The organism is Vibrio sp. J502 (assembly GCF_025397955.1).
Lineage (GTDB): Bacteria > Pseudomonadota > Gammaproteobacteria > Enterobacterales > Vibrionaceae > Vibrio > Vibrio anguillarum.
The window spans coordinates 355,303-367,967 of the sequence record NZ_CP104555.1 but is presented as its reverse complement, the minus strand read 5'-3'; the positions used below and the strand labels follow the sequence as shown (position 1 = coordinate 367,967).

Sequence of the window (12,665 nt, the reverse complement as noted above, 5' to 3'; positions counted from 1 at the left end):
CCGTTCTTTCTACTAGTGATTATGTGGTTGTTGAAGTCTTGCTCTACCGATATTAGCAGGTGTTGTACTGTGGGTTGGGGTTGATTGGACAATAAATGAAATTTGGGAATCATTTAAAATTGAAGACGCTATTATTGAAGGATTGAGAAATGCCACAAAAAATAGCTAATAAGCTTATGTATTCATACAATGCATTAGTGAGTTTTTCTAAAATCAGAAACGCGGCCAGATTAACGGGATGCGATACACTTTAGCCCACAGCGATTGCCTAGCGACCTGTTATTTCTCAGTCAGAGGGTTGATTACTCAATGGAACTGGATTTAGAAAAATAACGACCCGCGTCAAGATAATTAACCACTTTTTATTTTTTAATGTAACCTCACCTTATTATTCAAGTGGGGTCTCAAATCCCTTTATTTAACCTTACTCAAACATATTACCACCCTTGCGTCTTTGGTATTTGGGTTGAACGTTATGATAATAATCCTCCCAACCAATATCGTTTGGTAGCGGCCGCAACATATCTTCTGTTATCTTAACACCCTCATCAAAAGGATTTTTCCAGGAAATAGGTTTATTATTGGAACTTCTCACACTAAAACGCTCCGTGGGATCATGGGGCGTGTACAAAATATTCGAGATTCTTGTTTGTATGTTAAACCTAGAGAATTCAGTGAATACGAACCACCGTCCCCTCCAAGAACATTTGGTATATCCTCTTCAGGCATGGAAGCGTAACATGGACAGATGGTACCGGTGACTTGGCAGGTGAAAAGCATTACGCTGCGTACAGTTCGGTTACTTGGAGTCATTTTAGGGAACGGGTGATCGAAGCGTTTTCGGCGATATAAATATTATGTTCGTATTAGCTTAAAACAGGCTATTAATTAATGGGGTCAATCTCCTTTAGCCGCGAGATAGTTTTCCCAACCCACATCATCAGAGGGCTCAATAATTTTAAGTTGTTTGATATCTACGTCAAATGGGTTAAATGATTCGCAAGCATCTCGACTAACTTTAGGGGCAGCACGTGCAAAATGCATTAAAGAGATGCACGGAGCATTTTCTAACAAAGCAAATTTGGCGGCCTTATTGATTAAACGACGGATTAACCGCATGTTTCCTTTAGAAAAAACATAAACCCTTTTCATTAAGTCTTCAGATGCCAATCCAGATTTCGTTGAAAAGGGGAGCGCCGCATCTAACATCGTCAAAAATGTTTTGTATCTGATACGCTCACTCGTTTTTTTTACCTTAAATGGCTTTAAATGGTGTTGAGATTCAAAACGCCCACGTAATTGATTGTTCGCCCTTAAAATCTCTGTTGAATAAGGCATTCCAAAAAGCACAACCGGTATTTTTGATTCAATAATTATCATCTTTAACCAGTCAGCTGTGATATGAAGTACATCCTTACTCTTACGATCAATCATATGTTGAAATTCATCTATAATAATGAGCTCAACCCTACACTCGCGGAGCAAATCCTTTACAATTTTCATTAACTCGGCGGGATCTTTTCCATGATTAAATGCTAACGGATCTCCCATCGAAGACAACAGTCTTTCTGATGCCGTGACAGGATTAGCATTTGCAGGTAAAGACGTGAATAGAATGGGAATAATGGAACCATCATTAGCTTCCATCCTCGGATTATCCGACAAATATTTATCTATAATTGTCGTTTTCCCCGAACCGCTGTCACCAACAACAATTAAACATTCCGGTTCAGAAATACGATCACTATCTTCTCGACATTCGTCTATATCTGCCAAAATTTCATCAATTTGAGCATCACTTATAAAAATATTTTTCACCTGTTGATGTAACATTTTAACTGAAGCAGTCATAATTGATTCCCTCGAACAGAATCAATCTTCCAGCCATCTGTATCCACATCAATTCCCCAGTCGATATCATCTTCATCAATATATGATAACTCTGGCCTTTTCTGCGATTTTGTCCGCTCAGAATGCTCTCGTACCCGTTCAAATTTAGAGGCTTCTCTGATCCCAATATTAGTTTGCTTATCATTGCCAGATAGGTGCAGTGCTTCATCGATGATATCGTATATCACTCGCCAAGCTTTGATAACATCATGATGTCTATAGTTATTTCTTATGTGGTCTCGTGCATAATCGCAACATACTTTGTGAAGCCACTCCGACACTGAATATGCGTAGTCAGGATCCACTGATTCAACGGCAAAAAATTCATGCTTATCTTCATCCAGAACGTATATTTTACCCATGCAAGTAGGATCATATTTTATTTTGACCTTAATACTCTTACCATCATAGGTATGCTTACCAAAATATTGAGCAAGTGACGCACTGGAATAGCGGAGTGTTTTTTTAAAACGAATGCCGTTTTTGTCTAATGAAATCTCAGCATTTTTACCGAGATTAAATCTTAGTTCATCTATTGTCCCCTTAAATGGGCGAGGCGGAAGAGCACTTCGCATGGCATCCGCCCAAGTAAGATTAGGGATATTAGTTTCTAAACCATTAGGGCTAGATTGGTATATATCGATTAGCCAAACATGAATAACTTTCATCAAATCCGAACGGGTAATAATCGCATTTTTTTGTGGATTATAATCACCTCGAGCAAAAATATTACTAAAGCTCTTACCAGGAATTCCAGAAAGCAATTTATTGTTGATTGTTCGGAAATAACGTTCAACGGAACCCTTCAACCATGGTTTTTTAACAGGATTCTTTTTAACCTTAATGCGTAAATTTTTACAGGCACTAACAAAATCTTTACTATTAAATTCTGCTCCATTATCAACAATGAGGTGTTCTGGCAAACCGTAGCATGGCCATTCATTTTTTACATCGGGATATAATTCTTTAACATAATCCTTAGGCAAAATAGCATTTTCTAGCGCCAGAGAAACCGATAAATAACTTGGCGGCTCAAAGCCCAAATAGAAGCCAACCACACTTTTCGTATGAGTATCAAAAAGTAATGTAAGCCACGGACGCCCAAGAGGAAGCGTACGAGCATCATCAATCACAAACAAATCTAAGCGGGTGTGATCAGCTTCAACACGCTGTAAAACTCGAGTCGTTTCCGGTCGGTGTCCGACTTTCTTGTAGAATGTATCGGCGGCTTTTTTTCCTTTTTTAATTAGCAACCTTTCATAATCTGGTTTTTTAACAATTCGTTTTCTAAAGGATTCGTATTCAAAAGTTAATTGGGTGTCATTACACTCATTATGTCGATCCAATTCAACTTCTAATAACGTAAAGGCTTGTTGAATTGTCGGAGACTCTTCCGAAAAATACGACTTTATAGCGTTATCTATGTACTCTTCCAGTTCCAAGGCCTTCCGAGGAGCTCTATTACCGCTAGTTACTCCAGGAACCAAATAAGAAAGTACAAAACCAGATTTCTTATACGTATTCCAATAACGATATATCGATGGAGGAGATGGTACATTCGGATAAAATTTATCTTCAAGGCCTTTCATCGAACCCAATATTTTCTTTAAGGTTAGACTAGGGCCATGCAATTCAATAAGGTAATCTAATATGTTGTATCGATGAATTGCCTCATCTCTTCGTTTTTCATCGAATGAAAATAGGTCTTGATACCTTTCTTGAAGTTCGGTCCCAAATGGTGCACCCTTTGATGTCTTAGGCACAGAAATAACTGAGCTTTTCTCTGAGAAAAAACCACCAAAAGCATGAACATCTTCAGAGTTGTCGCTCATGAAACTCTCCAGATAAGAGAATCATGGCTAATTGGACAATGCCAATCAAACTCTAGAATTTTTTTTGCAATTAAATCATATAGCGCAGGCAATATAGATGCAGATTGTCCCTGACTAGCTTTTAATACTTGCGAAATTCGCATTTCACCGTAATTTTGGAATAACTTTAAAAGCCTAATCTGAACATCATCAAGATTATCAGAACAAGCATAGCGATGAATGATCTTCAAATTATCTAATAAAGGGGAAATTTGAATATCCTCTTCTGTCAGAACGAGTAAATCGTGTCCGTTGGCAATTGCTTGTTGCCTCTGCGCATCAAATTTTTCTTTAAATTCATCCTGTTCAGTTACCCATTTAGGCTTAACTTCATAATATGGTGCATAACCATCATGAAAATAGCAAAGCATATCAGGCGTATATCGACGAACAAGTCCGTTCATCCGATATTTAAAGCCCAATGGTTGGGTTTCGAATGTCTTTATTTGGGGAGCGAATTCAAAATGAAAACAAGCATCAAACTCAAGATCAGATTCTGTAGTTTGAACTGAATCTGTCTTCAAGCTAACAAAGCGGGAAATGTTCTTTACTTTAGAGTTTTTGAGGATTCGTTTTTTCATATCAAACAACCACACCTGTAGTAAACTTTCAAAAGTATGGTACACTTTTTATACAGCAGCAAGGTATGGTTGTTTTATTGCAATGTATGGTTGTATTTACAGATACAACCAAATTTCTCAGTTTACTCGCGGCCAAACACGTTATTTTCTTGCTCTTGAACACGGATAAATGTGGTGCGCTTTGTGAGCTCTTTTAACTTAGCTGCACCGACATAAGTACAAGTTGAACGCACACCACCAAGAATATCAGAGATGGTGTCGTGAACGCTGCCACGGAAAGGTAGCAATACAGTTTTGCCTTCCGCTGCGCGGTATTTTGCAACGCCGCCAGAGTGCTTCGCCATTGCAGACTGTGACGACATGCCGTAGAACTTCATGTAGCTCACGCCCTCTTTTTCAAACACTTCGCCGCCAGACTCTTCATGGCCTGCTAGCATGCCACCAAGCATGACAAAATCAGCGCCACCACCAAAGGCTTTAGAAACGTCACCTGCGCATGTGCAGCCACCATCACCAATGATACACCCGCCTAATCCATGCGCCGCATCGGCACATTCAATAATGGCTGAAAGCTGAGGATAACCAACACCTGTTTTCACGCGAGTGGTACAAACCGAGCCCGGGCCGATACCAACTTTTACGATATCCGCACCCGCTAGAATGAGCTCTTCGCACATGTCTCCGGTGACAACATTACCAGCTGAGATCACTTTATCTGGAAATTGCGCACGCACGCGTTGTACGTAATCGACCAAGTGCTCAGAGTAGCCGTTAGCAATATCAACACAAATGAAAATCAGATCGTCACTAAGCGCCATGATATCTTTGGTTTTTTGAAAATCAGCATCAGATGTGCCAGTTGAAACCATCACATGCTTAAGTGTTGATGCATCGGCGTTTTTAACAAACTCAGCCCAATCAGCTACTGAGTAATGTTTATGAACCGCTGTCATTACCTCATGTTCAGCAAGTGATTTTGCCATAGCAAAACTGCCTACCGAGTCCATATTCGCCGCAATAACAGGCACGCCGGACCATTGACGCCCACTATGCTTGAATGTAAAATCGCGGGTTAAATTTACTTGAGAACGGCTTTTTAGTGTTGAACGCTTAGGGCGAAACAGGACATCTTTAAAACCTAACTTAAGTTCTTGTTCGATACGCATTATGTAATTCCTTGATTAATTGACCATTTGTGTCTCTTTTGCAGAGTGCGTAGTACCTTCGTTGGCAGACGTCAGTACATTTTGGACACAAAAAAACCGGAGCGTTGGCAGACGCTCCGGTTTTCAGCATTATAGGCCCGGATTTCTTATCGGCAAGTCTGATATTTGCATTTTTTTTGTGGTACTATCTCGAAACTTTCATATCCGACACTTCTCAAGTTTATCTCTCTCAAATACTCATCGTGTAAATTTTTATTTTTCAATACGTTATTAAAAAACCCATCATTTTAGCAAAATCTTTCATACAATAAGCAAACGTTACCTCGTTCAGTATTGCGCCGAAAATGTGATGAAAATCACACTCATAAAAGAAGTGACTCAGACATTTCTATCGGCGATTTTTACAGATTGTGGTGAATGTTTATCATTAATCCGTCCGTTTTCGATTTTAGTGACATCCCCCCGCAACTCCTACCATCCCAAAGGCATAGTTATTTTGTGGTTTATTTTCTGTGATATTAGGCGTATTTATAGTGAAAATTATAAGTCTAATTAGGAAGAGAACATGATCAACATTGCATTTTTCAGCGCAAAATCTTATGACGCGAGTTCTTTCTCAGAGGTCAGTGATACAAAAATCTTCTCGCTGCACTTTCACGATTTTCGACTCACCCCAACCACAGCTAAAATGGCCCAAGGATGCACTGTGGTGTGTGCATTTGTGAATGACGACTTAAGTCGCCCAGTATTGAGCCAATTGTATGAAAATGGGACGAGGCTTATCGCAATGCGCTGTGCCGGATTTGATAAAGTCGATCTCGATGCCGCAAAAGAGTTGGGTATTCAAGTGGTGCGAGTGCCCGCATATTCACCAGAATCGGTGGCAGAGCACACGGTAGGAATGATGATGTGTTTGAACCGCCGCTTTCACAAGGCATATCAGCGTACCCGAGACGCTAACTTCTCATTAGAGGGGTTGGTCGGGTTTAACTTCTTCGGTAAAACCGCGGGAGTTGTTGGCACAGGAAAAATTGGTATTGCCACAATGCGTATTTTGAAAGGGTTGGGAATGAAGGTACTGTGCTTCGACCCTTATCAGAACCCTCTGGCGATTGAACTCGGTGCAACTTACTGCAGCCTTGAGGAAATCTACCAACAAAGTGATGTGATTACGCTTCACTGCCCAATGTCGCCAGAGAACTACCATTTACTCAACAGCCACGCATTTTCCCAAATGAAAGATGGCGTGATGATTGTAAACACCAGCCGAGGTGAATTACTCGATTCAGTTGCAGCAATTGAAGCACTGAAACAAGGTCGTATCGGCGCTCTTGGTTTAGATGTTTACGACAATGAAAAGGATCTTTTCTTCCAAGATAAGTCGAATGATGTGATTGTCGATGATGTATTCAGACGCCTATCGGCTTGCCACAATGTACTATTTACGGGACATCAAGCCTTTTTGACTGAAGATGCGCTACACAATATCGCTCAGACAACTTTGGATAACATTCATGCCTTTGCAAACAATCAACGTTGCGGGAATGAGCTTGTAACGCTTGATTAATTGAACCCATCACTAACATGAAGCCTCCTTGATGAAACACCAAAAGGAGGCTTCGAAATCATTAACATCCTGATTCTATGAACGTATTTGTAAAGAGGCTAACGCTTCAGATGTGGCATCCTGTATTGATAAAAACAATGAGTTAATTTTACCCGTCGTGGTTCGCATCGGGTTTAAAGTAATGCTTTGGTACATATAATCGGCTTGCTGAGTGACAGGGCGAACATTACGACATTTGAAGAGATATGGGCGCTGCTGCCAAGTAATAAAACTACGACAGCCTAAGTCATACACAGGTTTAGTTTTGAGCTTAAACCACTCTTGGGGGATTTCAGGAAACAGTTCAAAAATGGTTTTACCAATCGCATCGTGCCCTTGAATACCACTGTGGTGTGTCATGAATCCATTCCAGACTTGTACTTCATAGTCACGATTAATCACGACAAGCCCCATATCGACATTCTGCACCATATCCACCATCCAGTGGAACTGTTCAAATTCTGCAGGGAGATTCATCGTTAAAAATCCTCCATCAAGTACGATAATTTATTGTCTAGCAACGGAAGAGACTCATCGACAAACATAAAGAGCAAGTCACAGCGGATCGTTGTTTGATCAATGTTGTAGCTCACTTCAAACGTCATCGTTTTTTTAAATGATCCAGCGGTTGAATTGATCACAGAGTCAATGGAGATGTGTTGCCCAAGCAATACTGGAGAGCTTTGAAAAAAACGCACCTCCGATTGCTCGCCTAATCCATTCAGAAAGGAACCAACTAATATGTTTGATACATCCATTAACAGTTCTAATTCTTCAAGCTCTTCACTGTCTGCTGGCACTTTCATTAATTTTTTCAGGTCAGAAACACTGGAATCACTCAAAAGCACTAGTGCTTCACCTGCAATGCCTTCACCGCTAAAGCCTTGACATACACCAGAAACTTGATCATTTTCCGCCAAGTCACGAAGTGCCATATGTAGCTCACTCACTTCAAAAATATTGACGTTTGGTAGCGGTAAATGAACAAATACATCAAAGTGTCGCGCCAGAGCATCTGCCGCTCGACCAATCGAAACGTTCGCAACTTCCATATAGATGTCACGACGTTTTAAGATAGGTAGTTCAACAGAGATAGGCGTAACGATACGAGGCTGTGTTGGCGGTTCGACTAACTCTCGTAGTACGCTATTTAACACGTCCTTATCAATCGGCTTTTGAATAAAAGCACGCGCCCCTAACGCCAATACTCGCTCTTTCGCTTTCGGCTGTATATCACCAGAAACAACAACAACAGGTGTTGTCATCCCTCTGCGTTGCATCTCTTCTAGCGTTCCGTAGCCGTCCAGTTCAGGCATAGTTAAATCGAGGAACATTAATTTAAAATCATGCTCTTCAAGATTTTTAATGCCATCTAAACCATGAACTGCGAAAGTAATATCGGCGTTTAGAGAGGCGGGAAGTGAACGAGCCATCTGCTTCCGAGCCAGTGCAGAGTCATCACAGATGAGTACGGGGAAAGACATGTAATCACCTTCTATTTATTAATTCGATAAATAGAGTGTATACCTAAACCTCGCGTAGATGCGAGTTGCGCAAAAAATTAATTAAAAAGTTTTAGGGGTTATAAAAGGCTACACACTCAAGCGAAACATCGGTTAGCAAACAGCAATGTTCGCTCATTTCAACCTCATAGTGAGGGCCAGAAGGTCAGTACAGCAATCCGCAACACAATAGCGGTAACAATGAATGCCACTCCCAAGCGGTACCACTTATATTCCTCAATTGACATGGGAATGCGACGATAAAACATCGTGATGACACCTTTCCAGTCATGGCTACGTTTACCATACCGCACAATACTCGTCAGAATAAAAATGATGCCCAGTATTAAGATAACTTTCTCTGCCCAAAATAATCCGATGCCCATAGTACTTCCTTGTTCAGGAGATAAATAATCATTGCCAACAGTGTATATCGAAAAGATGAGCGCCACTCTTGGACAAAAGTCTAAAGTGCAAAAGCACCAAAAGGGCCCAGTGAGGAAGCCCTTTTGCATTAACAGAAATAATTTAGTTCACTATCACATTAACCATCTTACGCGTAAGTTACGCATAAAGACGCTATGCATTAAGTGCGCTACGCGTGATGCGCCGTTGTTTTAGAGATTGCAGAGGTTAATTTATCTCGATAACTGAACCAGAGGTATGTCACGACAATAGAGAAGAAGAGATACGACAAAGCAAAGATAAAAGGCGATGTGATCAATTGCGCCGATATCCCCCACGCAACACCGATAATGGTCACTGTCAATTTAGCAAGAAGCCCGCATATGAGAAGAAAAAGGGCAAACTCCGGCACTTTAGTACTTCGAAACGCAAACCAGTAACAGCTGCCTACTGCGAGTGACGCGATGTAAAGTCCAAGCAAAAATGAATGAAAGTGATCAGCAGAGGCCATACCCGCCGAGACAGACGCCATTAAAATCAGTATTAGTTTCATGTTGTAAACCTCTCTTTTTATGAGAAAGTATCCATTCATTTTCGAAAACTTTGTTTACATACATTTTCCTCCATTAAATAAGAATTTCAAGTTCAAAAAATAAGCAACTTTTCCTTATTGGCTTAGAATAAAATAATTGTTAATCAGTGGTTAAAAACAGAAAACCCGAAAATTAGATGGGACATAGCATTACCAAAAAAACACTTCAAAATGGAACTATTTGTAACAAATATTTAACCGAGTAAATATTTCATTGAAAGTACAAATTTGTGATGTGTACAGCGCAACGTTCCGAGTTGTCGCCAAAACAACTTGAAGATGCTATTTGATAGGGAAAAATTGCCTCAGTTTTGAGGAGAGTCATTCAGCCAAAAAGAGAGCCATTAAATAGGAAAGTAAACCTAACCCTTCTCCTCACTCAATGAACGTTGGCCAGTAATAAACGGCTTCAACCATCGAACTCATCTGACCACTAACTCTGGCTAAAACTTCAACTATGTCAATGGGTAATAGAATAATAATGTTAATTTCAAGCCTCATCATAAGAAAATGCAACATAGAGCATAAAACCTAACAATTTTAAGAAAGTTTTTCGAGTTTTATCGAGTTATGATTGACAAGATAAAAGTTTGAACTAGACTTTGCACTAGCTAGAAAGCAGTTCTTTGTATACACATACGTCTCGTTGGATTACTTGTAACTCCCCCGTCGTGTCGTACGCAATAGCAATCTACTTTTCCACGCTATCCGCGCCGTATTCGGCTGTAAAATTTTTTTTGATTTTGGGTATAAAAATGGCTAACACAGTTACTGGTACAGTAAAATGGTTCAACGAAACTAAAGGTTTCGGTTTCATTCAACAAGAAAACGGTCCAGACGTATTCGCACACTTCAGCCAAATTAAAGGTGACGGTTTCCGCACTCTTGCTGAAGGTCAAAAGGTAGAGTTTGAAGTAGCTCAAGGTCAAAAAGGCCCTCAAGCTGAAAACATCCGCCTAGTATAATTTTTTACTAAGTATTCTAATAGCCAGCAATTTGCTGGCTATTTTCGTTTTTACCTCTTGGCATTCTTCCAATGGCTCTTAAACCGACAATCTATAAGTTCCGTATTGCGCTGACGGATACTAATCGCGATCATTATGACTCTTTAAATCTCACCATTGCTCAGCATCCTTCAGAAAGCAACGAACGAATGATGGCACGCATTTTGGCGTTTTGTCTTAATGCTTCACCCGAGCTAACATTTACTAGAGGACTTTCTTCCATTGAAGAACCTGACCTCTGGCTAAAATCATTAGATGACCAAATTCAGCTCTGGATTGAAGTCGGCGAACCCGATGCTGATCGCATTAAAAAAGCCACACGGCTTGCAAAACAGGTGAAAGTCTACAGCTTTAACACGAAATCACAGGTTTGGTGGGAGCAGAACAAGGGAAAGTTCTCTCACCTCAATGTCGATCTATTTCGCTTTGATGTTGCAGCGATTGAAAAACTCTCTACTTCCTTGAACCGAGGTATGGATATTTCAGTGATGATTAGTGGCTCTTCTATTTTTATTGATAGCGATAGCCATTCCGATGAAATTACTTGGCAAGCACTACAAATAAAAAGTGAGCATTAATTCCCAGCCCACTTTTCAGTATCTATACCCAAACAACTTGAAGTTGCAGGTAGACGGCAAGTGAGCTCATCCCCATGAGCATAGATGAACTATGTGATTGGGGTAAGCGAACGTAACCAACACCGCTGAAGCTTTAAATGTGAAGGTATAGGCCCTTAAAAGAGCCTAGATTGAGATAAAGCTTTATACTTTATAAATAGGCGTGTGGACCAAAGACTTCGTAATGGATACGCTCTCTTGCTACGCCAAGCAATTCAAGCTGTTCAACAATGAACTGCATAAAACCAACGGGGCCACAGATATAAAAATCCCCCTGTGTTAGCGGCAGTTGCTCGCAAACTTCATGCAAGATCATAGAACCTTGCTTGGCTGGTGTTTGCTCACCTTCCAGATACCAGACCACTTGCTGCCATGATGGATGCACCGCCATTAAGGTCGCGGTTTCATCAATAAAGGAGTGTTGTGATAAATTGTTGCAAGCATGCAGATACGTCACCTCTTTTTTTCCTACTGACGCAAGCTGTTGAAGTATGGCTTGCATCGGTGTTGCCCCGACACCTGCAGAGATAAGTACAACGGGAGCGAGCTTCTCAACATAGAAAAAATCACCCGCTGGCGCATAAAGTTTCACTCGACTGCCTTTTTCAACGTAATCATGTAAATAGTTAGAGACTGCCCCAGGATGTCCAGTATCCACGCCTTCACGCTTCACAGAAATGCGGTAGTTTTTTCCATTGGGTTTTTGTGACAAGGAATATTGACGAATTTCACTGTATGACGCACCTTCCGGCTTAAGTTCAATCCCAATATACTGACCAACCTGATAATCTAATACTGCTTTGCCATCAGCAGGCTCAAAGATAAAGCTAGTGACGAATTCAGACTCTTTCACTTTATCTTGCAACACAAACTCACGCGCATTCTCCCAACCACCGATCGCCTGCTTACGCTGTAAATACAACTCCCCTTCTCTATCAATAAAGACTTGCGCTAAAAAGAGATAAGCCGCCGTCCATGCTGCTTCAACGTCAGGAGTAAAGGCATCGGCAGCAAGCTCTCGCAACGTTTCAATAAGGTGATGACCGACGATTTGATAGTGCTCTGGCTGAATGTTAAAGCTGGTGTGCTTTTGGGCAATACGTTCCACTGCACTGGTTAATGCGGCGAGATTTTCAATATTTTTCGCATACGCGGCAATCGCCTCAAACAGTGCAACGCCCTGACGGCCAGTATGTTGATGGGTCATATTAAAAATATCTTTTAGCTCAGGATTGTGAGTAAACATTCTCTGATAGAAATGAGCCGTAAGCGCTGGCCCGGCAGATTCAAGTAAAGGAATGGTACTTTTGACAATGGCGATGTGTTGATTATTGAGCATATTGAGCTTTCTCCTCAGATTTTATAAATGGCGAATTAGATTCGCTCTGATACTGAAGCTTGTATAGCACAAAGCATACCAACATTAATCTA

At 40.7% G+C, this 12,665-nt stretch carries 12 protein-coding genes; 3 read left to right on the top strand and 9 right to left on the bottom strand.

Annotated elements, in window-relative coordinates:
* Positions 1–897 precede the first annotated feature (897 nt).
* The 4 genes from N5E84_RS17460 to N5E84_RS17445 form a co-directional block, all read right to left on the bottom strand.
* Positions 898–1,851 (bottom strand): TniB family NTP-binding protein, encoded by a 954-nt coding sequence (locus N5E84_RS17460; protein ID WP_069212102.1) that lies wholly within the window; start codon positions 1,849–1,851, stop codon positions 898–900.
* A complete protein-coding gene (locus N5E84_RS17455; protein ID WP_019281668.1) occupies positions 1,848–3,722 on the bottom strand; it encodes a Mu transposase C-terminal domain-containing protein in 1,875 nt (624 codons plus the stop codon). The genes N5E84_RS17460 and N5E84_RS17455 overlap by 4 nt, the downstream gene beginning before the upstream one ends.
* Positions 3,719–4,342 (bottom strand): heteromeric transposase endonuclease subunit TnsA, encoded by a 624-nt coding sequence (locus tag N5E84_RS17450; protein WP_069212101.1) that lies wholly within the window; start codon positions 4,340–4,342, stop codon positions 3,719–3,721. Before N5E84_RS17450 ends, N5E84_RS17455 begins: the two co-directional genes overlap by 4 nt.
* Positions 4,343–4,464: 122 nt before the next feature.
* A complete protein-coding gene (locus N5E84_RS17445) occupies positions 4,465–5,508 on the bottom strand; it encodes a GMP reductase (protein WP_019281666.1) in 1,044 nt (347 codons plus the stop codon).
* Positions 5,509–6,073: 565 nt separating this feature from the next.
* Here N5E84_RS17445 and N5E84_RS17440 point away from each other — a divergent pair.
* Positions 6,074–7,075: a 2-hydroxyacid dehydrogenase gene (locus N5E84_RS17440; RefSeq protein ID WP_019281665.1), complete on the top strand. Its 1,002-nt coding sequence runs from the start codon at positions 6,074–6,076 to the stop codon at positions 7,073–7,075.
* A 75-nt stretch (positions 7,076–7,150) separates the two neighbouring features.
* Here the strand turns inward: N5E84_RS17440 and N5E84_RS17435 are convergent, their stop codons facing one another.
* The 4 genes from N5E84_RS17435 to N5E84_RS17420 form a co-directional block, all read right to left on the bottom strand.
* Positions 7,151–7,591, bottom strand: a complete 441-nt coding sequence (locus N5E84_RS17435) for a PAS domain-containing protein (protein WP_019281664.1) — start codon at positions 7,589–7,591, stop codon at positions 7,151–7,153.
* Positions 7,592–7,593: 2 nt separating this feature from the next.
* Positions 7,594–8,598, bottom strand: a complete 1,005-nt coding sequence (locus N5E84_RS17430; protein WP_019281663.1) for a response regulator — start codon at positions 8,596–8,598, stop codon at positions 7,594–7,596.
* Between the two features lie 164 nt (positions 8,599–8,762).
* Positions 8,763–9,002 carry a hypothetical protein gene (locus tag N5E84_RS17425; RefSeq protein WP_017046015.1) on the bottom strand — a complete coding sequence of 80 codons (240 nt, stop codon included), beginning with the start codon at positions 9,000–9,002 and terminating at the stop codon, positions 8,763–8,765.
* 209 nt (positions 9,003–9,211) lie between these two features.
* The gene (locus tag N5E84_RS17420; RefSeq protein WP_029388108.1) at positions 9,212–9,574 is read right to left on the bottom strand and encodes a hypothetical protein; all 363 of its coding nucleotides are present in this window, start codon (positions 9,572–9,574) and stop codon (positions 9,212–9,214) included.
* A gap of 794 nt (positions 9,575–10,368) precedes the next feature.
* On the opposite strand from N5E84_RS17420, the gene N5E84_RS17415 reads away from it, so the two are divergent.
* Together N5E84_RS17415 and N5E84_RS17410 are read left to right on the top strand one after the other, a co-directional pair.
* Entirely contained in the window at positions 10,369–10,578 is a 210-nt protein-coding gene (locus tag N5E84_RS17415; protein WP_010318975.1) for a cold-shock protein, read from the top strand.
* A 71-nt stretch (positions 10,579–10,649) separates the two neighbouring features.
* Positions 10,650–11,195, top strand: a complete 546-nt coding sequence (locus N5E84_RS17410) for a YaeQ family protein (protein ID WP_019281660.1) — start codon at positions 10,650–10,652, stop codon at positions 11,193–11,195.
* 190 nt (positions 11,196–11,385) lie between these two features.
* On the opposite strand, the gene hmpA is transcribed toward N5E84_RS17410, so the two are convergent.
* The gene (gene hmpA, locus N5E84_RS17405; RefSeq protein ID WP_019281659.1) at positions 11,386–12,573 is read right to left on the bottom strand and encodes an NO-inducible flavohemoprotein; all 1,188 of its coding nucleotides are present in this window, start codon (positions 12,571–12,573) and stop codon (positions 11,386–11,388) included.
* Positions 12,574–12,665: the final 92 nt, after the last annotated feature.